This is a genomic window from Hymenobacter citatus, assembly GCF_014333615.1.
Taxonomy (GTDB): domain Bacteria; phylum Bacteroidota; class Bacteroidia; order Cytophagales; family Hymenobacteraceae; genus Hymenobacter; species Hymenobacter citatus.
The window spans coordinates 26,879-49,274 of sequence record NZ_JACSCY010000023.1 but is presented as its reverse complement, the minus strand read 5'-3'; the positions used below and the strand labels follow the sequence as shown (position 1 = coordinate 49,274).

General features: G+C 53.6%; 18 protein-coding genes and 1 tRNA gene. 5 read left to right on the top strand and 14 right to left on the bottom strand.

Translation table 11 applies throughout. The annotated features are described in order from the left end of the window. Nucleotides 1-397 precede the first annotated feature (397 nt). The 8 genes from H8B15_RS19670 to rpmH all read right to left on the bottom strand — a co-directional run bounded on the left by H8B15_RS19670 (nt 398) and on the right by rpmH (nt 8,239). Nucleotides 398-1,720 (bottom strand): serine hydrolase, encoded by a 1,323-nt coding sequence (locus tag H8B15_RS19670; RefSeq protein ID WP_187321364.1) that lies wholly within the window; start codon nt 1,718-1,720, stop codon nt 398-400. A gap of 6 nt (nt 1,721-1,726) precedes the next feature. Then, nucleotides 1,727-2,845, bottom strand: coding sequence for a hypothetical protein (locus H8B15_RS19665; protein WP_187321363.1), 1,119 nt, complete (start codon nt 2,843-2,845; stop codon nt 1,727-1,729). 232 nt (nt 2,846-3,077) lie between these two features. Further along, nucleotides 3,078-4,391: an APC family permease gene (locus H8B15_RS19660; protein WP_187321362.1), complete on the bottom strand. Its 1,314-nt coding sequence runs from the start codon at nt 4,389-4,391 to the stop codon at nt 3,078-3,080. A gap of 105 nt (nt 4,392-4,496) precedes the next feature. Continuing rightward, nucleotides 4,497-5,012, bottom strand: coding sequence for a DUF2480 family protein (locus H8B15_RS19655; protein ID WP_187321361.1), 516 nt, complete (start codon nt 5,010-5,012; stop codon nt 4,497-4,499). A gap of 15 nt (nt 5,013-5,027) precedes the next feature. After that, entirely contained in the window at nt 5,028-5,723 is a 696-nt protein-coding gene (tsaB, locus tag H8B15_RS19650) for a tRNA (adenosine(37)-N6)-threonylcarbamoyltransferase complex dimerization subunit type 1 TsaB (protein ID WP_187321360.1), read from the bottom strand. Nucleotides 5,724-5,892: 169 nt separating this feature from the next. Next, nucleotides 5,893-7,587 carry a S41 family peptidase gene (locus tag H8B15_RS19645; protein WP_187321359.1) on the bottom strand — a complete coding sequence of 565 codons (1,695 nt, stop codon included), beginning with the start codon at nt 7,585-7,587 and terminating at the stop codon, nt 5,893-5,895. Between the two features lie 36 nt (nt 7,588-7,623). After that, nucleotides 7,624-8,046: a ribonuclease P protein component gene (locus tag H8B15_RS19640; RefSeq protein WP_187321358.1), complete on the bottom strand. Its 423-nt coding sequence runs from the start codon at nt 8,044-8,046 to the stop codon at nt 7,624-7,626. A gap of 34 nt (nt 8,047-8,080) precedes the next feature. Further along, the gene (rpmH, locus tag H8B15_RS19635) at nt 8,081-8,239 is read right to left on the bottom strand and encodes a 50S ribosomal protein L34 (protein ID WP_086596110.1); all 159 of its coding nucleotides are present in this window, start codon (nt 8,237-8,239) and stop codon (nt 8,081-8,083) included. 211 nt (nt 8,240-8,450) lie between these two features. Here rpmH and H8B15_RS19630 point away from each other — a divergent pair, with 211 nt between their 5' ends. Further along, nucleotides 8,451-10,187, top strand: a complete 1,737-nt coding sequence (locus H8B15_RS19630; protein WP_187321357.1) for a M61 family metallopeptidase — start codon at nt 8,451-8,453, stop codon at nt 10,185-10,187. A 28-nt stretch (nt 10,188-10,215) separates the two neighbouring features. Further along, nucleotides 10,216-11,028 carry a hypothetical protein gene (locus tag H8B15_RS19625; RefSeq protein ID WP_187321356.1) on the top strand — a complete coding sequence of 271 codons (813 nt, stop codon included), beginning with the start codon at nt 10,216-10,218 and terminating at the stop codon, nt 11,026-11,028. Between the two features lie 50 nt (nt 11,029-11,078). On the opposite strand, the gene H8B15_RS19620 is transcribed toward H8B15_RS19625, so the two are convergent. The 3 genes from H8B15_RS19620 to H8B15_RS19610 all read right to left on the bottom strand — a co-directional run bounded on the left by H8B15_RS19620 (nt 11,079) and on the right by H8B15_RS19610 (nt 12,609). Beyond that, a complete protein-coding gene (locus H8B15_RS19620; protein WP_187321355.1) occupies nt 11,079-11,339 on the bottom strand; it encodes a hypothetical protein in 261 nt (86 codons plus the stop codon). 144 nt (nt 11,340-11,483) lie between these two features. After that, nucleotides 11,484-12,425, bottom strand: coding sequence for a PfkB family carbohydrate kinase (locus H8B15_RS19615; protein WP_187321354.1), 942 nt, complete (start codon nt 12,423-12,425; stop codon nt 11,484-11,486). 110 nt (nt 12,426-12,535) lie between these two features. Next, nucleotides 12,536-12,609: transfer RNA gene (locus tag H8B15_RS19610), tRNA-His, on the bottom strand. Between the two features lie 179 nt (nt 12,610-12,788). Here H8B15_RS19610 and H8B15_RS19605 point away from each other — a divergent pair. Continuing rightward, on the top strand, nt 12,789-14,222 hold the full coding sequence (locus H8B15_RS19605; protein ID WP_187321353.1) for a DEAD/DEAH box helicase: 1,434 nt from the start codon (nt 12,789-12,791) through the stop codon (nt 14,220-14,222). Nucleotides 14,223-14,408: 186 nt separating this feature from the next. Here H8B15_RS19605 and H8B15_RS19600 read toward each other — a convergent pair whose 3' ends face one another. The 3 genes from H8B15_RS19600 to H8B15_RS19590 form a co-directional block, all read right to left on the bottom strand. Continuing rightward, on the bottom strand, nt 14,409-14,828 hold the full coding sequence (locus H8B15_RS19600) for a hypothetical protein (RefSeq protein ID WP_187321352.1): 420 nt from the start codon (nt 14,826-14,828) through the stop codon (nt 14,409-14,411). A 190-nt stretch (nt 14,829-15,018) separates the two neighbouring features. After that, on the bottom strand, nt 15,019-15,702 hold the full coding sequence (upp, locus tag H8B15_RS19595; RefSeq protein ID WP_187321351.1) for a uracil phosphoribosyltransferase: 684 nt from the start codon (nt 15,700-15,702) through the stop codon (nt 15,019-15,021). Next, nucleotides 15,690-16,634, bottom strand: a complete 945-nt coding sequence (locus H8B15_RS19590; RefSeq protein WP_187321350.1) for a GNAT family N-acetyltransferase — start codon at nt 16,632-16,634, stop codon at nt 15,690-15,692. Before H8B15_RS19590 ends, upp begins: the two co-directional genes overlap by 13 nt. Nucleotides 16,635-17,693: 1,059 nt before the next feature. Here H8B15_RS19590 and H8B15_RS19585 point away from each other — a divergent pair. Then, on the top strand, nt 17,694-20,675 hold the full coding sequence (locus H8B15_RS19585; RefSeq protein ID WP_246455749.1) for a SusC/RagA family TonB-linked outer membrane protein: 2,982 nt from the start codon (nt 17,694-17,696) through the stop codon (nt 20,673-20,675). A 14-nt stretch (nt 20,676-20,689) separates the two neighbouring features. Next, on the top strand, nt 20,690-22,318 hold the full coding sequence (locus H8B15_RS19580) for a RagB/SusD family nutrient uptake outer membrane protein (protein WP_187321348.1): 1,629 nt from the start codon (nt 20,690-20,692) through the stop codon (nt 22,316-22,318). Nucleotides 22,319-22,396: the final 78 nt, after the last annotated feature.

The window sequence follows — 22,396 nt, the reverse complement described above, 5'->3', positions numbered from 1 at the left end:
TTCTTACCGACTTCCTTGTCGTCCCTTCCTCTCGAAGCGGGCTGCAAAGGTAACTGCTTTTTCTTTCTTTCCAACTATTACCGAAAACTTTTTTTCAACGCTTTCGTAGCAGGCGCTTCCGGTTGAAGCGGGGTGCAAAAGTAAGCAGCTTGTTTGAATTTGCAAGCATCCGGCAAAAACTTTTTTTTGTCGGGCCGACTCGTTGCCAAGCGCTAAGAGTCCTGCTTGTCAGTTCAACCCACCCGCGTTTCGGTTTGGGAGTGCAAAAGTGGTGGTTGATTCGCAACTTTCCAAATATGATTCTATACTTTTTTCAATGCGAGAACTCTGCTTGGTTTCATTACGCTGATTAGTAACTCATTACTATGCTTCAATAGTTCATCACACTTCTGTTTTTTCAATCACCCTCGGAGAAATTAGTGAAAACAGGCTTAAACAAGCGGGGGCGCTGCATATCGTACGAATAGATGGATTGACCTAGCTGTTGTAAAAAAGGCAAGCCAATGGAAGCATATTCGTACGTACCATCGTTCAAAATGCCGTTTTTGTTTACATATAAAACAGCACTGAGCATAAACTCGGTTTGCTGTGTGGTATCTATAAAGTAGGCGACATCGGAGAGATACCCGTGTGACATGCCTACTACATTGTAGATGCGCAGATTGGGTTGGCTGGGGATACTTGCTTGACGGCCGTAGAAAAGATACTTTTTATAGGAATCGAAAAACCTAGAGGCCGCATATGGTTTATAGTGAGAACTGTGAGGCGTACTATATAGATAGTGTCGAAGAAAGGCGTAGTCGTTAGCAGTTAACCTAAATCGTTGGGTTGCGGGTACCGCTTCAGGGAACAGGATAGTCTTCAATATGGTAGTGGCATCTTGTAAGGATAGATAATTAGCAGTAGTGAAGTCATAGGGACTCTTTATAAGCCGGCCGCCACTCTGATATGCTCGACCTTTGCTGATGTGTCCAAGTGGGGGAGAATAGGAACGTGGATTTACAGCAGCTGGCTGCTGATAAATAACCTGTCCGGTAGCTGCATCATAAAAATCGATAGGGTTGGTATGCCGGTTCGCAGCCGTGTCGCACGGGGCAAAGCGGCGGGTGATGCGAGCAGCAGGATATCCTAGTTGCTGGAGTCGCTCGTTGAGTTGTTGTTGTCCTACAAATTCATAGAGCCGATTGTACGCGTTGTTATCGCTTACTAGCAACATTCGCTTTGTATAATTGCCTATCGTATTTACTTGGTCCGAATCGGCGGAGGGGTAGTAGGGGGCAGCCGTTTGGCAACGATAAGCGACGCCGGTTGCCATTGGACTGTTGCGTGTGAGACCAGGTTGATGGATCCGGTTGATTTTTTCCAGAGCCAGTGCAACGGTTGGCAATTTTACTAGGCTGGCAGGATTGAAATACCGCTTATCATCGAGATGAAAGGTATGCTGCGTAAAATGAGGGTTATTCTGACTATCGCGGTCAATCTGGGTATACAGTATCTGCACCTCGTATGTACTGGCGCGTTGAAGCACAGGCTGCAACAGAGGATTAGTATGCAGCAGGCTATCTAATAACGGGCTATCGACAGGCGATGAGTATGCGGATGGTGGCGCCCTTTGTATTGGGATAGCCCCTACCCTACCCTCAGAGCCATTGACGATCAACATAACCATCAGCAGGCAGATACAGCTACTACCTGATGCTATGCTGTTAAAAATATTCATGCTGAGTTATTCTGTAACGACAGTGCGGCGTTGGGCCAGCAGCAGATTGGAGTCGTTTTGCCGCCAATTATAGCCCGTGCCAAAGGGTAGGGGGCGCGGGGCATGCAACGAATCGGTGTAGGCAGTTGTGAGTTCGGGCTGATAATGCCGCGCAAACAGATTGATAGGACGCTTGTAGGTGCCGTAGTACGTGAACTGCCACTCCGCAGAGCGGAAATATTTCATAGCAATACCCGAGTCATCCTGCAATACGACGTTACTGCGCGTCAGGATTAGGTTGCGCACTTTGCTGAAGTAGGCTTTGTGCATGAGGTAAGTAGCCGACTTTACATAGGTAGTCAACGGCCCGAGGCTACGCACATACTGTAGTGCCGCCGCTTTGGTAGCTCCTAGTTTCCAGTCGCTGAGATCAGCCGAAAAATAGTAGACCTGCTGCTCCTGTCCGGCTTTGTTGCGCATGGTCAACTCGACGCCGGGAACTACCTTAGGGCCAGGGTGGTGAATGATGGCTGTGTCTGCTTCCGTAAGCTGGCCCTGAGCATCGAGCTGCACGTAGCGCACTTGCTCTACCAGATGTCCAGTGCGCGTAGCAAAGAGCAATAGCAGTGGTAGGGCACCATCCAATTCCACTGATTTCAGATTAACGGCCATGTCGTTGGTGCGGAAGAAGCTGAAGTTCAACACAGACCAAAGCGAGGCTTTAATAGCTGGAAATAACGTAGGGTTTTCGAGAGTAGCACGCGCAGGTATAGTGCCCACTGGTTCCAAGCCTATCAATACATATTTCTGACTGCTGGGAAACACAGTGACAACGTTGAGCAGATCGGGGCCGCTGAACGGGTAGAAAACGGTGGCGCTATGCTGCCGAACGGAATCTAGTTCTGTGGCTGCCCATTGCTGAATCTTTTCGGTCCGGGTTTGATGATACTTGGCCCAACTTTGCGCTTGATTGGCGGCAAATGCCTGCCAGGCCGATTGAGTTGTAAGAGGATATAAATTGCTACCCCGGCTGACGCGCTGACCAGCGAGGTAGGCCGCCACGTCTTGCACGGCAGTGGTATCGGGCGCCGGTGGCGGGGTAGGAGTAGCAGCAACCGTATCGGAAATGGGGGGAAGTGGAGCCACAGCGGGCGTTGCTGGTTGCTCAGGAGTAGAAGTTTTTTGTTCGGAACACGCTGCTGTTAGTAGAAAACAAAACGGCGCTACAAAGCGAAACAAGCGAGTACGCATACAGTATTGTGTAGGAAAACGGAAGTCCAGCAAAGCTATGAACAGGCAAGTTATTCGCCTTAGCTGACTTTGAGTAAGCGCATTGTAACTGCTACCTGAGTTACTTATTAGTTACATACCCCTACCATTAGGCGGTATTTGTGGGTCGACGGCGGCTCAGGAAGTACACGCCTACCCCACTCAGGAGTGTCAGGAGGCCGTATAGCGACTCGGTAGGTTGGTCGCGCAGTAGATACAGCAACGTCCAGCCGCTGAGGAGTAGAAAGAGCAGTGGCGTGAATGGGTAGCCCCAGGCCCGGTACGGTCGCGGCAGATGTGGTTGTCGCCAGCGCAGTACAAACAGCCCTAGCACCGTGAGGAACGTGAACAGGTTGAGCACGAACCCGGCGTAGACCAACACTTGCTGGAAGCTTGATGCTAGGATAAACAAGAGAGTAAGCCCGGTTTGTAGCAGCATGGCCCGCACCGGCACGCCAGCGTTGCTCACCACCGCGAGGCTACGCAGCCCTGTCAAGTCCTCCCCCATTACCTGCACAATGCGCGGTCCGGCAAAAATCATGGAGCTGATGGTGGAAATCAGCAAAACGGTAATCAAGCCGCCCATGAGTCGGCCGCCAGCAGAACCAAACAGCTGATTGGCCACCACGAAGCCTACCTCTACCTGCCCTTTTAACTTAGCGAGCGGCGCTGCATAGAGAAATACGAAATTCAGTCCTATATATAAGAGGAGCACAAGGCTGGTGCCCGTTAGCAGGATGCGAGGCAGATTGCGTTGCGGCTGTGCTACTTCGCCAGCCAGATACACTGCCGCATTCCAGCCGGAGTAGGCATACGATACATAAATGAGCGATACGGCAAAGGCCGGACTCAGCAGTAGGTGCCAATCGCCGGGCTGAGGAATGAAGCGAATGGGCTGAGGCACTGCCACCGCCACGCCTACTCCAATGAACACCACAAGCACCACGACCTTCGCAACCGTCACGATTACTTGCAACCGACTACCTGCCCGTGTGCTGGTAGCATGCACCGCCGTAAGCAACAACACAACTACAATGGACAGCACCTTGGGCTCTAGGCCGGGCCACACATTAGCGGCATAACTGCCCAATGCCATAGCCGCCAAAGCAGTAGGCGCCGCAAAGCCTACCGTAGCCGACGCCCATCCCGACAGAAACCCTAGAACCGGATGGTAAATACGGGATAGGTAATGATACTCGCCGCCCGAGCGGGGTAGGGCGGCAGCTAACTCACCGTAGCTAAGCGCCCCGCACAGCGCAATCAATCCACCCACGGCCCACAGCGCCAGGAGCACAAAGCCACTCTGGATGTCTACCACCTGAAAGCCCAGACTCGTGAAAACGCCCGTGCCTACCATGTTGGCCACTACAATAGCGACGCCGGTAGTAAAGTTGATTTTGTAGGAAGAGGTAGAAGAAGCCATCAGCGGAATAGTCAACCTAAAGATGCAGAATTAAAAAGCCCGCGCTGTCGGGCATGACAGGCGGGCTTGTAGAAGTAGGCGCAGAGAGCAACCTAGGCGCTGTGGCTACGCCACTACCTTCGGGCGCTTGTAAAGGGGCACAGTGCTGCACGGCTCACCGTACATAATGCTGCTGGCTACGGGCAAGAGACGTTGCATAATGGCCACGTAAGCATACGTAGGCACTTCCTTTTCACCACAGCCTTTGATTACCAATTTGGCGTCGCGGTAGTCCTCAGGGTTGACGGCGGCAATGGCTTCCTGAAAAAGCGACTGCTCCAGCGCGGCCAAATCGCCAAACACGTAATGGTGGGCATGGCCTTGCAGCTTTGCGGCCAGTACCATATAGGCCCAGGTAGGCACAATGGCATCGGCGGAGCAGATGATGGCCACGTTTTTCCCATCGTACTGCGACCAATCGTGGTTTTTCACGAACTCGCGAAAGTCCTTCTCGCGCAGTATCAGGCCGTGGAACAGGTTGTCTTTGATGTCATAGACCACCCGCTCGCCGGGATGCAGCAATTCTTCCAGATTGAAGGTAACCAAGCCACTCTGGGCTACGCGGTTAATAATTTCTTCCATGCTAGTGCGCCAGAGCTACACTCTGGGTTTGGGCGTTGTGGTATAAACTTCCTTTAGATAAAACGGCTCGTAATAGGCTACGTCCCGAAACTCTTGCCGCTGGTAGGCCTCGTATGCCAACACCCCCATAGCAATAGCCGACGGCTGCACGCCAGTCAGAAACTGCACTTGGGAGCTGGCAGCTACCAACGGTTGAAATTTACTGGCGCCGCTACCAAAGCATAACAGTTGATAGTGGGCTAATTGTTCGGCGAAGCTGTGCTCATCGAGGATGAGGGGGGTAGGCGCCAGCACCGTTTCGGCCGCGTGCGTGTAGAGCGCCGTGTATACTTCCATGCGGCGGGCGTCTAGCATGGGGCAGAACAAGTAGTGCTCAGGCTGTGCTGTGGTAGCGGCCACCTGCACGGCCAATGCTTGCAAGGTACTCACGGCCAGCAAGGGTGTATCCAAGGCAAAACACAAGCCCTTAGCGGCAGCGGCCCCAATGCGCAGGCCCGTATAGGACCCAGGACCATCGGACACAGCTACGGCAGCTAAGTCGCGTAAGGAATGTCCGGTGTTTTCTAGGAGTTGGTTGGTCAGGACGCTTACATGCGAGGAATGCGACTTTTCCAGCCGCAGCTCTGACTGGCCCACCAATTCGCCGGCACGGTGCAAGGCTACGGAGCAAATGGGAGAAGACGTTTCGAGAGAGAGAATAAGCGCAGACATAGTGCAAAGGTAGGGAGATGATTGGGTTGGTTGTGCTACACAAAATCAAGTTGGCTCAGCTACAAGCTTGTGTTGTCTTTTCTACTACCTCATACAAATGCTTACAAACAAGTAGCCCCGCTACCTGCATTAGTGGCAAGTGGCGGGGCTACTTATTCCGGTTAGCGACCTATTTTCCGCTCTTTTTCGCGTCGGGTCGGGTTTTGCTTTCTGGGGTGCCGGGTTTCAGCAGGGCCTGGTAGCGGGGCTGGTCGTTAAGAACGTTCATCGCCATCAGGATATCGGGGTCGTCATCGAAGGTGGCCTCAATCTGGCCCTTCTGGAAGTAGTAGCGCGACACGATTTCCTGCTCCAGCATCTCCTTGATTTCGGGTTTGAAGCGCACCAAGTCGTTGGCTTTATTGGTGGATACTTTCTTGCGCATAGCCTCCAGCTCGGCTTTTATATCCTCATAGTGCTTTTCGGCCTTGGCTTGTTTGGTGAGGGTAGCCAAGCTTTTCTCCATGTCGGTAGAATAATTGATATCCTTACCCGAAACGTACTGCACAAACTTCTGATAGTCAGCATCCGAAACTTTAAACTGCCGGGCAGCAGCAATCGTCGGGTGCTCGGAACGGTAACGCGTGGCGTAGTCAAAGAGGTATCCTTTCTGAATCAGTACCCGCGAAATGTCCGCCAGAGGCTTCTCCTCTACGGCCACATCGGGTGCCACACCGCCTCCATCATACACCACGCGGCCGGCCTGAGTTTTAAACGCCGTGCGCAACGAATCGGGCACTTTGCCCAGCGTACCATCATCGGCGCGGTGCGAGTAGTCGATTTCCTGAATGCAACGGCCGCTGGGAATGTAGTATTTGGCCGTCGTCACCTTCAGCTGCGAGTTGTAGCTGAGTGGGCGTGTGGCTTGCACTAGTCCTTTCCCAAACGTGCGCTCGCCAACCAGCACAGCACGGTCGTAGTCCTGCAACGTGCCCGACACGATTTCTGAAGCCGAAGCCGAGCGGTTGCTCGTGATAACGACAATTGGAATTTGCGTGTCCAGGGGCTGATCCAGCGCTTTGTACGTCTTATTCCAGTCGGTCACCTTGCCCTTGGTGCTCACAATATCGAGGCCACGGTCTACAAATAGGTTGGAGATGTTTACGGCTTCGTTGAGTAGGCCACCGGGGTTGTCGCGAATATCGAACACGATTTTCTTGGCACCCATTTCCTTGAGCTTGGTCACGGCCGTGCGCACTTCGCGGCTAGCATCTACCGTGAAGCCAGAAAGCTGGAAATAGCCGATATCATTGGAAAGCATGCCGTAGTAGGGCACGTTTTCTACCTGTATCCGGTCGCGGGTGATGCTGATTTCGGTGGGTTGCTCCTGGCCGTAGCGCGTCACCATCAGCTTCACCACCGACTGGGCCTGCCCCTTTAGCAGCTTGCTGATGTCGGCATTGGATTTCTTCTCGACGTTGACGCCGTTGATGGTCAGGATTTCGTCGCCGGGTAGGAGTCCGGCTTTTTGGGCCGGAAAGCCTTCGTAAGCGGCCTGCACAATGGTCTTGCCATTACGCTTCGCCACCATAGCCCCAATGCCGCCGTACTGCCCGCTCACCATCGTCCGGAAATCCTCGATATCGTCTTCCGGAATGTAATTGGTGTAAGGGTCCAGCGACTTGAGCATGGCGTCGATACCCGTTTTCACCACCTTTGAGGGCGTAATCTCATCTACGTAATAGGTATTTACCTCTTTGAATAACGTAGCGAAGATGTCCAGATTCTTGGCTATTTCGAAATAGCGCTCATTGTCCGGGGCGCGGAAAGCAGCGAGAGATAGGGCGCCGCTTAGGGCCAAGCCCGCAATATATCGTTTGCGCATAGGGTAGTAGCAGCGAAGGTAAAAGTCCTACGTGCCCTACCCTGCCGGTGCGGCAGTCGGGCGCGCGTCGCTCAGCAAACGCTCCAGCCCTGAAATTAATTTTTTTTCAACCAGCGCGAAAGGCTTTTTTTCTTTGCCGGTATAGATAATGGCCAGCCGGTCTACCAGATGGCCACCTTCGGCTTCCAGCAGGCGGTATTTGTTGAGGCGGTAGGCCTCGCGCAAAAGGCGCTTGAGGTGGTTACGGTCTACGGCGCGTTTAAAGCTACGCTTGCTCACACTCACCAATACTTGCGGTGGCGCGGTGGTAGGCGAAGCAGCAGACAGCCACACCAGCCGCAACGGGTATAAACCAAAAGAAGAACCCCGGCCGAAAAGCTCTTCAATGAGCTTTTTACGACACAGATGTTCTTCTTTCGGAAATCGGTAGGAACGCACGTCCGGCTTTGTAGTATTCATCGGCGGCGTGGTGCCGGCTTCAGCCGGCAGCGGCTTAGCGCTTATGACGACCTTCGTCGGATACGGTCAGGCGCTTGCGGCCTTTGGCACGACGGCGGGCCAGCACGTTGCGGCCGTTAGCGGTTTCCATGCGCGAGCGGAAACCGTGCTTGTTACGACGCTTGCGCTGCGAGGGCTGAAAAGTACGTTTCATGATATGGGTAAGTGACTCAATGACAGTTGTAAGGCCGGCAAAGGTACAAGGCCTTTTTGTAAAAGGCAATGCTCAACTGCTTTTTCTACCAAATCGTAGCCTTTCCGTTGCTAAAATCCGTAGAATTTACCTGCTAACTTATCCTGCTATTTCCTAGGGATAAGCGTAGTTTTACGACCATATTCGCTCTCTAGCACGTGGGGCCGACTGCATGATTCACTACTACCTTTCCTTTGAAAATCCGCTGACGTCCTACCTCCAGGTGCAACTCACGCTGGAAGTATCTACTGATGCGCCCCAGCCGCTGGAACTGCAACTGCCGGCATGGCGGCCGGGCCGTTATGAGCTGCAAAACTTCGCCCAGAAGATTCAGCGTGTGGAAGTGGAAGACGCACAATCAGGCGAGGCCCTCTCCTACCGCAAAATCACCAAGGACCGTTGGGCGGTTCCTAACACAGCGGGCCGTACGGTGCGGGTGCGCTACAATTTCTACGCCCACCAGATGGACGCCGGCGGCTCTTGGCTCGACGAAAACCAGCTCTATCTGAATCCGGTACAAGCCTTGCTTTATGCCGAAGGCCGGCAAGACGAGCCCTGCCAGTTACAATTGGCCTTACCCGATGCCTGGCATATTGCTTGTGGCCTGCCACAGAGTGCTCCCAATACGCTGACGGCTACATCGTTTGACCAGCTAGTAGATGCGCCGCTGATTGCCAGCCCTACCCTGCTGCAACGCACCTACGAGGTGCAGGGTATTCCATTCCATATTTGGATACAGGGCGCTTGCGTGCCCGATTGGCCACAAATCATCAGGGATTTTGGGGCTTTCACGGAAGAAAATCTAGCTGTATTTGGCAGTGATTTTCCGGTGAGTGACTACCATTTCCTCAACCAAATCCTACCCTACAAGCATTACCACGGCGTAGAGCATCACAACTCCACGGTTATTACGCTGGGTCCGGCAGAACTACTCATGACGCCGGGCTTGTATAAGGAATTGTTGGGCGTGAGCTGCCACGAGCTATTCCATACCTGGAATGTGAAGAGTATTCGGCCGGCCGAGATGCAGCCCTACGACTTCACAAAGGAAAACTACTTCCGCACTTGCTACATAGCCGAAGGCGTAACGACCTACTATGGAGACTACCTGCTGGCCCGGTCCGGCGTATTTTCGGCAGCGCAGTATTTCACGGAGCTAAACGGCGTACTGCACAAGCACTTCGACAACTACGGCCACCAGAACCTGTCGTTGGCCGATGCGTCGATGGATCTTTGGCTAGACGGTTACAAACCCGGCGCGCCCGACCGCAAGGTGTCGGTGTACCATAAGGGCGCACTGGTAGCCTTACTGCTCGATCTTACCCTGCGGCAGCTCAGCCAACACCAACGCAGCCTAGACGACGTGATGCGGCGTCTCTACGAAGATTTCGGCAAAACTGGGGTAGGCTACACGGAGGAGGACTACCAGCAAGTAGTGCGTGAGGTAGCTGGCCGTGACATGCAGACGTATTTCGACAAGTTTGTGTACGGAACAGCGCCGCTGGAGGAGTCCCTGAACAAAGCCCTACGCTTTGTAGGCTGCACGCTGCGCACAGCTGAAAATGGCTCCGTTTCCGAAAGTGTATTCGGTTTCAGAGCAGTGGTTAGAAATGAGCGCACCGAAGTAACCGATATTCTACCCGGTACGCCAGCGGCCGACGCCCTGGCCGTGGAAGATGAAATAGTGGCGGTGAATGGCCGACGGGTCTCCCAGAACCTGCACACGCTGCTGAGCAGCAGCACTGGGCGCTACGAGTTGGCGGTGTTTCGACAAAACCAGCTGTGTACCGTTACGCTGATGGCAGACGATGCTAAACAGTATTGGTCGAAAAGAATGGTCGAGAAATTGCCTGATGCAACGGCTGAGCAGCGCGCCAGCTTCCGGCAGTGGCTGAAACAGGAATTTTAACGTCCGTTGAGCTGAATTGAGTAGTACCATGAGTCGGCTGCGGGCCTTTTTATTAGTAGGGCCGTTTCTGTTGAGCACTGCCTGTACCCTTATGCCGCGCCAGGAGCGGGGGCATCCAGCTACGCCGTTGCCTTTGCCGGCGCCGAGTACCTACACACGCCCAACCCTGCGCCAGCCTACCATCTACAAGCGGGCTCATTTAGACACACTTATCCTGCCGGCAGGCCGCATACTTACGCTCTACCCTGCCCCGCGCCCTATCTACGAAAGCCTACCTACTCCCGCCTGGCTGCGCCCTATCCCCTCGGCTGCCGACGAAGAACTAGACCTCACTGCTGAAGAGCGCGCCCGCCTACGCACCACTGGCCGCACCGCCCAGCGTGTGGGCCGCACACTCTGGCTACGCCCCAGCGCCGCCCCGCCCGTGCGCTTCGTCGATAACCCAGTGGAAAACGAGGATAATATTGCCTACGAGTACGTAGACGCCATTCCAGCTATTCATCAATGGCTGATTTCGGTGCATCTCTACGAGGGCGGTTACTTTCTACTGGTAGACCAGCGCACGGGCCGCCGCACGGAGGTGTGGAGTCCGCCTGCTATATCGCCCGACGGGCTCCACTTCGTGTGTGGTAACTCCGATGTGTTGGCCCACTACGACCCCAGCGGCCTGCAACTATGGGCTGCCGATGGCCTGCGCTTGCGCAAGCTTTGGGAGCGGCAAGTGGAGTGGGGCGTGTCCGGCCCGCGCTGGCTCGACAACCGTACGATTCTTTTTGAACAAGATTATCTCGAAAAGGGTGATGTGGAGACTCGCTTGGTGCGTCTTACCATCATCCCATAAAAAAGGCTCCGTTTAGCAACGGAGCCTTTTTTATGGGATGATTTCAGAAATTAGCTTTTATCGCTACCCCGGCCGGCTTTGCTGTTACCGTCTACCGACATAGGCTTGTTGTTCTGTGGATTGCTACGGATAGGCGTTGTTTTTTTGGGGTCTGTCGTGGCCTTACCATCTGTGGTATTGCCTTGCTGCGACACATACGTATTATCCAGGTTCTGCACCTGCGTGGTGGTGCTGTTGGTATTTGGGCGCGGGTCGATATTAGTCTTATCTGTTTCGGCCAGCTGGGAGGCGGCTATTTCGTTCTTTTTCATCGTCGTAATGCTTTAGGGTGGATTACTTCTGTCTTATATTCTACCCCTTGCACGAAGAAAGAGTTGCCGAAAAGTTGTGATGTCAAAAAGGCCGGAACTGCACAAAGCAGCTCCGGCCTTTCATGAAGTTGCGCAAGTCGGCGGCTATTCGGCTACCGACAGGGTAGGCACGTTCACCAGATCGGCAAACATTTGCTCGCGGGTTTCAATCTCTTCCTGCGTCAAGTTCAACAGGCGTTCTGTACCAAACTTTTCCACGCAAAACGACGCCATGGCCGAGCCGTGAATCACGGCGCGTTTCATGTTGTCGAAGCTAATATTGTCGGTGGCAGCGAGGTAGCCGATGAAGCCACCTGCGAAGGTGTCGCCGGCGCCAGTGGGGTCGAATACTTCCTCCAGGGGTAGGGCGGGCGCATAGAACATCTGCGCTTTGTTGCCTTTTTTGCAAAATAGCAAAGCGCCATGCTCGCCTTTCTTGATAATCAAGGTTTTGGGGCCCATAGCCATAATTACTTTGGCGGCTTTCACCAACGAATACTCGCCGGAAAGCTGGCGGGCTTCCTCATCGTTGATGCTGAGCACGTCTACCATTTCAATGGTCGTTTTCAGCTCTTCCAGAGCCACGTCCATCCAGAAGTTCATGGTGTCCATCACAATCAGCTTGGGCCGGTTTACGAGGCGCTGAATCACGAGGCGCTGAATCTGAGGCGTGAGGTTGCCCAGCATCAGGTACTTGCAATCTTGGTAAGAGTCGGGCAGCACAGGGTCGAAATCGGCCAGTACGTTCAGCTCCGTGGCCAGCGTCTCGCGCGAGTTAAGGTCGGTAGAGTACTTGCCCGACCAGAAGAACGACTTCTCGCCTTGCTTGATCTGTAGGCCTTCGGTGTCGGCGCCGTGCTCTTCGAGCAGTAGAATATCCGACTGCGGAAAATCATCGCCTACCACGGCTACCAGTTTCACGGGCTTCACCGAGTAGCTAGCCGACAGGCAAGCGTACGTGGCGGCGCCACCAATGATTTTGTCGGTTTTGCCGAAGGGCGTTTCCAGGGCATCGAAAGCCACCGTACCGATAACAACCAGACTCATAAGCAGAGAGGATTAAAAGTGATTCATGCGAAAAGATGCCCCTGCAACGGTGCAATTCATAAAAAAAGTCCCCGAAAATACTTTTCCGGGGACTTTCTGCAAAAACGGTGGGTAAATAATGGGGTTCGAACCCACGACCTTCGGAATCACAATCCGACGCTCTAACCAGCTGAGCTATATCTACCGTGTTGGGTATTGATGCCACAAAAGTAGCAGGTTGATCGAACTTTTCAATTACTTGACAATATTTTTTGAGCAACTTTTTTCTAACTGTTTGTTGCTCTGAACACAGCGCTGTACTACACAACCGCCTCTTGCCCGACTATTCCGCGTACCTTTGTGGTTCGCTTTATCTTCAATACCATGTCCGACACGTCCCACACGCCGCTCTCTTTTGCTGATTTCAAGCTAAACAAACAGCTTTTGAATGCCGTGGCCGAGGCGGGCTTCACGGAGCCTACCCCCGTGCAGGAGCAAACTATTCCGCTGCTGCTGGCCGGGCACGATGTGCTGGGCATTGCCCAAACAGGCACCGGCAAAACGGCCGCGTTCGGCTTGCCTCTCCTGATGAAGGTGAAGTATGCACAGGGAACCCACCCGCGTGCCCTGGTGCTAGCCCCTACACGCGAGTTGGCTATCCAGATTGAAAAGCACCTATTGCAGCTTTCTACCTACACAGACTTGCGCATCTTTGCTATTTATGGCGGGCTGGGACCGAAAACGCAGATTGAAACTATTGCCCAGGGCGTGGACATTTTAATTGCTACCCCTGGCCGCCTGCTGGAACTGTATTTGAAGGGCGACTTGGTGCTGAAAGAACTGAAAACGCTGGTGCTCGACGAGGCCGACAAGATGATGGATATGGGCTTTATGCCCCAAATCCGGCGCATTTTGGAGGTGATTCCGCGCAAGCGCCAGAACGTGCTGTTCTCGGCCACCATGCCCGACAAGGTGACCACACTAAGTGAGGAGTTCCTGGAGTTTCCGGTACGCGTGGAAGTGACGCCGCCCGCCCAGCCAGCCCAAACCGTGACGCAGGTGCTGTACGAAGTGCCCAACCTACTCACCAAAATCAACCTGCTCGACCACTTGTTTCAGGACGAGGAGACGTTTAACCGCGTCATGATTTTCACGCGCACCAAAACCCACGCCGATAACGTGGCCAGCTTTCTGGAACGCAAAGTGGCGCCGGGGCAGGTGCGCGCCATCCACGGCAACAAAGGCCAGAACGCCCGTCTCAACAGTATGGACTCGTTTCGCAACGGTGAGGCGCGCTTCTTGGTAGCCACCGACGTAGCGGCCCGCGGCATCGATGTGCCGTTGGTGAGCCACGTCATCAACTTCGACGTGCCGCTGAATTACGACGACTACGTGCACCGCATTGGCCGCACAGGTAGGGCGCAGCACACCGGCGCGGCTCTCACCTTTGCCAATGAGGCCGAAATGCACCACATCGAGCAAATCGAGGTGCTCATCAAGCAAGACATTCCACTCCTACCCCTACCCGCGGAGGTGAAGGTGATGGATACTCCCTTTGAGGAGCAGCAGAACATGAACCGCGAAATGGACGAGCGGCGCCGCCGCGAGGACCCTACCTTCCAAGGCGCGTTTCACGAGCGCAAAGAATGGGTGAAGCCCGGCGTAACCATCGACAAGCGCACCGGCAAAGCCTACGTGGAGGGTCCCAACCGTAGTCAGAAAGGCCGGAAGGTGAATCCGTCGAAAGGTAAATCATCGGCACCCGCCGTGAAAGCGGTGAAAGCAGCCAAGGCACGGGCGCGAGGCAAGCGGAAATAAGTGGTGAGTGGTGAGGTGGTGAAATAGTGAGTTAAAAAAGTGTGTCATCCTGAGCAGAGCGAAGGACCTTATCATGATGGAACAAGTCGTTGTTACGCTTGTCGTTCAACTGTGACAAGGTCCTTCGCTCTGCTCAGGATGACACACTTTTTTAACTCACTATTTCACCACCTCACCACTCACCACTTATTTCGGGGCGAAGTGTTGGAATATTTCCAAGTGGCTGAAGCGCGTTGCTACCATTGTGAAAGCGGCACCCCACAACAGAGCACTCCAGAACATATGCAGCATGATGCGCCAGCGCGGCACATGCAGTTGCGTGGCAATGACAGTGCCGCCTACCGGGCTAAACAAAATAGGTGTAAGGAAGGCAATACCCGGCATGCCGAAACGCTTGTAGATACGCACTACCCCCCGGCTCCGCCGGCTGAACAACGGCTTACCTTTGGCCGTGCGCCGCGCCCGCAGGTGCAAAGCCCACATGCGTCCAAGCCCCGAAATCAGGAGCACGCTGGTCATCATACCCGCTACCGATAAGCCCCAACACGTAGCCCACGACAAGCCCGCCAGCACACCCGCAATGGGAGCCGCTACGAACTTAACCATCCCGAGCAGGAAAACAGAAGCGTATTTGAGGAGAGCAGAAAGCACGTGGCAAGCACGAATACAGGCGATGGAAAACGTGACACAGGCCGCTTACGCAGCCGGTATCATAACGGTATGCAGCCAGTCAGGTTCAACCGCGCTGATTAAACTTTCAAAATTCGGGCCGCACCTGTGCCGCAGATCAGCCTTGCTATAGCTTGCTACCATAGGATAAGTCGCCTGCATCACCAAGGCCGGGTATAATATAGGCCTGATCGTTCAGACCTTCATCTACGGCTGCTACCCACAACGTGGCTTCGGGGATTTCGCGGGTCACGTAATCAACTCCCTCGGGGGAGGCAATAACGGCGGCAATATGCACCTGCCGAGGCGTACCAAAGCGCAGCATAGCTCGGTACGTTTGCACCAACGATTTGCCGGAGGCCAGCATAGGATCCACCAGGATCAGCACCCGCTCATCCAGGCTCGGCGCCGAGAGGTAGTCGACCTGCACTTGTACCTGCGCGGTACCCTCGATGCGGTAGGCCGCCGCAAAGGCGGAAGGTGACTGATCGAAGTAATTTAGAAAGCCCTGGTGAAAGGGTAGGCCAGCGCGCAGCACCGTAGCCAACACCGGAAAGTCGTGGAGCAGCTTGCCGTTTGTTTCGCTTAGTGGCGTAGTAATAGTCTGATCGGTGTAGCTGAGCTGGGAGCTGATGCGGTAGGCAATAATTTCGCCGAGGCGTTGCAGGTTTCGGCGGAAACGCAGCGAATCACGCTGCTTATTTACATCGCGCAGCTCGGCCAGAAAGTGATTAGCCACGGAGGGCTCGGCACATACAATGTGTACGCGCTCGGGGGCGTAAGGCGTGGGGGTAGAGTTCAGCGCATCCATGGCAGATACCAGGGTCGGGGAGTTAGGGTGAAAGTAGTGTAAGGTACGGGCTGGGCACCGAAGTTGGCAAAAAACCGCGCAATCGACGGGATAACGCTGCCTTCAAAATCCAGCACCAAACCGGGTGTGCCCGCGTGCTGCGCTATCACATGGTTCAGTAACAAGGTAGGCGCCGATAGTTGGCGCCCACGTGGCGAGGCAGCCGCAAATAGGTAGATTATCGTATTCCGCTCCCGGATGAATAGCGCCGCTGCCAGCAGCTCAGTATCTGGCATCGGCATCCGGACCTCATACAGAAGCGCCTGCCCGCGCTGCTGAGCTGCCGCCGCTAAGTGGCGCAGCCGGGTATAGTGCCGAGCGGAAAGTGAAGCCGCTTCCCCTTTTGTCTGTTTGAATAAGGCGATGAGGGGTTCGAGGGTAGTAGCTTCCTGCACTACTAATGGTGCCGAACGCGCTAAGTTTTGGCGCAAGCGCCGCTTGCTACTGGAATCGTATGCTTGTAGCAGGGTAGGAAAGTTAGGGGCAAGGGACAAGTGGTAGGTCACGCGCTGGTCCGTTTTGTATGCGGAGCTGGTGGAAAACAGCGAGTTATCCACATTCAGCTGTTGATAACCTCTCCTATATCGACCAGTTATCAACACTAAGTACTCTGCCACGTTTTTATACTGACTATCCTCAGTTATCAACAAGCCAAGTTGTTGGGTAAAAGCTGGTTGAAAAAGCTCCCTACCCCACGGCCAGCGTTTATATGGCAGTGGCAGTATAGAGCGATACTCACCAGCGGGGCCTAGCTCCACTACAGCATCCCAATGCCCTGCCACCATGCGCAGCCACCACGCATAGGCGTAAGGCAGCTCCGGCTGAGCGGTGGCAACACAGGCGTCCCAGGCAGCAAAGTTGAGCGCGGAGAAAGGGAGGTATTGGAGCGACACGTGAAGTGCGATATAATAAGTCGTTTACGCCAGTTGAAAGACCACTGAAATAAGGATAGGACTACCTCCTCATATCTCGTAGTTGAACAACATTGTGCACACAGCATGACCAATAAGGAATGAATAGAATCTATACCAGTCGGTTCTTAACATCATCAGAAGTCCAACGATTTACTAAAGAACGTACGCCTGCAAATGCGCTATTCAACATTTACGCTGTTTTGAGAAGCCACACTAAGCTTACTGGAATATGGCGTTGCATCAATTTCTTCAATAGCTTCATGAATGCTGCTATAAAAGTATAGACTACACTTATAGCAAACTTTTGGCAGTCCCAGTGCTATACTTGGCATTGCGACCGAATTCATGCGGAAATTTTCCTAGATGAAATTTTGATGATTTTTTAGTAAAAGACATATATTAGAGCCCAATATGATTTTATGAGCATTTATAAGTACTAATCAATTAGTTACTTCTTAAGATCTTAGCTTCTTTACAATATATGATCCGTATTATTCTATCCTACGCAGTTGAAATAACGCCGCTAAAAAGTCAGCTTTTACTACCCGAAGTAGCAACCGCCACTTTGTAAGAGAACATCCTTTCAGCAATACAGCAAGTTCATTTTCAATCTTTTATGCGCAGGACCTTTATGAAGTCACTAATACATTAATCGTTTGAGGGGCACCCACCTGGCTTCAAGGAAAGCCTGCTCTTGCAAACCTAGCCAGTAAGCCTGCATAGCTATTAATAAGCATCTACTGCTTACTTGGCTACATTCTCTCGCATCCGGTCTTCAAGTCAACCCCTATAAAGGGTTGCAGGGTAGTCTTTTTTAAATTTTGCTAAAACGATTTAGCAGAATTAGACCAGTCTAAATTCTGAGTTAGATGCTCGTTGATACCCCACTCTTAACCTTCTGCTTATGGTGTAAGACAACAGAATATTCACTCTCTATTTGTCCTTTCCCCAACCACATTCCAACACTCTATGCTCTCGTTTTTACCAAATCATACTCAGGCGGGAAAAATATGGAGGCCAGCGGTTCTCCCACTCGTTTTGAGCTTATCACTCGGCGTTACGGCTCATGCCGAAGTAGGCAGTGCAGACAAGACGCTGCATCGCAAAGCAGTTGTTCCACCTATCACAGTAAAGGGGCTCGTTGTTGACGAGCTAGGCAAGCCGATTCCTGGCGCTACTGTATTGGTAAAGGGCAACACGGGGGTAGGCACGGCTACGGACGTGAACGGGACCTACACCCTAACCGTCCCGGAGGGCGCTACGACGCTTGTCATTTCTTCAATTGGCTTCACTGCGCAGGAAGTACCTATTGATGGCCGCACCACGATTAACGTAACCTTAGCTACTGACTCTAAGTCGCTGAAAGAAGTAGTGGTGGTAGGGTATGGTACGCAGCGCCGGGCCGAGGTAACATCAGCTGTGGCATCGGTGAAGGCCGAAGACTTCAACCAAGGCGGTACGCGCAATGCGCTTGATCTTATTCAGGGCAAGGTAGCGGGCCTATCCGTTACTCGCACAGAGGGCAACAACCCCAACTCCAGCCCGGCTATTCAGCTTCGTGGTATTGTCTCGGTAAATGGTAGCTTGGCGCCGCTGATTGTTATTGATGGTATTCCGGGCGGCAACCTCGACTTGCTTCAACAGGATGACATTGAATCTTTTGACGTACTAAAAGACGGCTCGGCCGCGGCCATTTATGGCACGCGCGGCAACGCGGGCGTTATTCTGATTACCACAAAGAAAGGGAAAGCCGGTCCGGCACGCTTCGATTACTCCACCTACGTGCAGCACGAGTCGGTAGCCAAGCGCCCCCGGTTTTTGAATGCAGAAGAATGGCGGGCCTACCGCGAAGATCCGAGCAATCCCAAGGCCGGGCAGATGCAGGACCTAGGGGCCTCCACAGATTTCTACAATGCCCTGCTCAACAAAAACAACCTGAGCCAGTACCACAACTTTGCGTTGTCGGGCGGCAATGCAACTAGCAACTACCGGGCATCGGTGTACTACAACGGTGCCGACCCCATTACCATCCGCAACTGGCGGCGGCAGTATGGTGGGCGCGTGAGTTTCAATCAGACTGGCCTGAATGATATGCTGACCGCGCAACTGGACGTGGCCACCAACTTCAGCAAAGCCAACCTGCTGGGCGGCAATTCCGGCGACTTCGAAAACGCGCTGGGGCGCAATCCTACCCAGCCTATTTTCAACCCCGATGGCACCTACTACGAGGAAGGCTCTACCACGAACCCACTGGGCCGCCTGAATCAGGAGAGCCTAAAGCGTGACCAGAACACTACCTCCGCCAACGGTCGTCTTGCGCTGGAGCCCATCAAAGGACTGCGGGCTACGGCTTTTGGCTCGGTTGTACGCGACGCGCAAAATGATAATGAATACCGCGAGGCCGGCTCTCGTTTCTCGCAAATAGGCACTCTGAATGGCACGCCGGTGCGCGGCACGGCCTACGCCCGCAAACGCAACTATCTATCGAGCAGCTATACGTTTGAATCGACACTGGAGTATAACAGAGAGATTCATCAGGACCATACTATACGGGGTTTGGTAGGTTATAGCTACCAATACAATGTTGCAGAATCGTTCGAAGCAGGTAACAGCGGCTTCCTGAACGATGCGTTCCAGGAAAACAACCTAGGGGCTGGTAACTTCCTACCCTTGGGCAAAGCATCGTTGGGCAGTGCCAAAGAAGACAATACACTAATTGCCTTCTTCGGGCGCCTCAACTATTCTTATAAGGATAAATACCTCGCCCAATTTATTCTGCGCCACGAAGGGTCGTCGCGCTTTGGTGCCAACAACAAGTACGGCAACTTCCCGGCTGTGTCGGTGGGCTGGGCTATCAGCCAGGAGAACTTCATGCGTGATGTATCCTTCGTGAATCTGCTGAAGCTACGCGCCGGCTACGGTGTGACCGGCAACCAGGGCATTCCCAACTACCAGTCGCTGGTGCGCCTGGGCACGGGTAACTTCTACCTGAACGATGACGGTGTATGGCGCCAAACCTACGGCCCTACCAACAACCCCAACCCCAACCTGCGCTGGGAGCGCAAGGCGGAGTACAACGCCGGTATCGACTTCGCCCTGTTTGACAATCGTCTGACCGGTGCCGTTGACGCGTACTACCGCCGCACATCGGATCTGCTGGGCAACTTCAACACGCAGCTGCCTCCCTTCGTGCAGTCTACCCTTTTCACCAACGTGGGGGTAATCGACAACAAAGGCTTGGAGCTGACGTTGAGCGGCACCGTGATGCAGAAGAAGGATTTTCGCTGGAGCATGGACCTGGTAGGGAGCACGCAGAGCAACAAGCTGGTCTCTTTCTCTGATGAAGTGTTCAAGACCACTTTCCTGACCTTCGGGGATATTGGAGGCTTTGGCGCACTCGGCCCGGCTATTCGCACAATTGAAGGCGGCCCACTGGGTAGCTTTTACGGTAAGCGATATGCCGGCCTGACAGAAGATGGCAGATGGTTGTTCTACAAAGCCAACGGCGATGCTGTACCGGCCAGCCAGATTGTGCCTAACGACGACTATGCTTACATCGGCAATGGTGTGCCCAAATACTACGCTTCGTGGAACAACCGCTTCCAGTATAAAAATTGGGACCTGACGCTGTTTTTCCGGGGTAAGTTTAAGTACGACATCCTCAATCTGCAGCAGGTGTTTTTCGGCAACAAAGTGTATCTGCCCAACAACGTGCTGAAGGATGCCATTACGCGTAACAACGACATCAACGACGCCCTGCAATACTCCGACTATTACCTGGAACCAGGCGGTTTCGTGAAGCTCGACAACGTGACGCTGGGCTACAACTTCAAGTTTGTGAACACGCCCGCCATCCGCAACCTGCGCCTCTACCTCACGGGCCGCAACTTGCTCACTTTCACCAAATACCGGGGTTTAGACCCTGAAGTAAACGATACGGGCCTGGCGCCTGGCATTGACGGCCGCGGTTTCTACCCCCGCACCCGCTCCTTCACCGCTGGTCTTATCGTTGGCTTCTAATTCGTACTGTATATATGAAAAGCTTCTCTAAAAAATACCTCTTCGCTGGCCTAGCGTTGATGCTAGCTAGCACGAACTCCTGCACAAACCTGGATGAAACGCTGTATAGCCAGATTGATGCTAGCCAGTTCTATAATAACCGGCAGGAAATTCTTTCGGGTGTGCTACGCCCCTATACGCACGCAAATGCCTGGATAGCCCCAACTGGTCAGAATAGCTACTGGCGCCTCAACGAGTTTACGGCCGACCAGCTGGCTTGGCCGCAGAAAGGCCGCCACGGCTACGACGATGCCCAGTGGATTCGTCTGCATGGCCACAGTTGGGTATTCACCGAAAACTTGATGTGGAACCCGTGGTCGTTGCTATTCACGGGGGTAGGGTTTTGCAACAGCGTACTGGGCGACTTCGAGCGAGTAGACTTTGCTCGCGCCGGCGTCAATGAACAAGATAAAGCCGCTTTTATTGCAGAACTGAAAGTATTCCGGGCTTTTCATTACATGAAGCTCATGGATCTGTACGGCAATATTCCAATTGTAACGACGGTAGGCGAGCCGCTAAGCCCAGCCACGGCACCACGGGCCGAGGTGTTTGCTTTTGTTGAAAAGGAGTTGAAAGAGAACGTTGACCTGCTACCCAACCTAAGCCAGGCCCTGATTGGCCGTATCACGAAGGCCGCTGGCTACTCCATGCTCGCAGAGTTGTATCTGAATGCCGAGGTATGGTCGGGCACACCGCGCTGGGACGACTGCATTGCCGCCTGCGACAAGATCATACAGGGCCAGACGGGCGGGCTGAACGGCACTCCTGCGCTGGACACAGACTTGAAAGCAACCTACAGCAACACCAACGACCGGTCGAAGGAAATCCTGTTTCAGCTGGTATACGACTACCAGGCCACCCCTACCCGGTGCGGCTGGAACGGCGACTTTTACCACTTCAACCAGCGCCTGATCTACGACGGCGACGCCAACGGCAACAACGGCGTGGTGGTGATTCCCAGCGCGTACGATGCGTTCAAAGACAACGATTTGCGTAAATCGACCTGGATGCTCATCGGGCCGCAGTTTCAGGCCGCTAACCCTACCCAGCCCGTGCTGGGCACGGAAGAATACCGGGGTAAGCAATTGGTTTTTGTAAAAGAAATTCAGCGCAACAGCGAGGGCAAAACCAGCTCTACCATGATTGATGGAGAGGAAAACAGCGGAGCCCGCTTCAACAAATATCCTCCTGGCCGCCAGTCGGAAGCTAAATACTGGAGCAACGACTGGGCTATCTACCGCCTGACCGAAATCTACTATAACAAGGCCGAAGCGTTGATGCGCAAAAACAACGGCACTGCTACCCCCGAGGCCTTGGAACTGGTAAATGCTGTACGGCGGCGGGCTTTTAGTGCGGCTGATTATCCAGCGGCTGCCTATACGGCTGCCACGCTTACGCTGCCAGAGTTTCTGGCCGAGCGCGGCCGCGAATTTATTTTTGAGGGCAAGCGCCGCACAGACATGATTCGCTTCGGAGCCTTTACCACTACCTCGTGGTGGGACCACCAGCCCAGCAGCCCAGAAAAAAGATTGTTTGCCATACCGCAACGGCAATTAGCGGCTAATCCGAACCTCAAGCAGAACCCAGGCTATCCAGGCATCTAAGCACTAAAGGATACTCCCTGAGCAACTATTTTGCCTGCTTACTAACAGCTAGTAGCCGTTGGTGAGCAGGCAAAATTG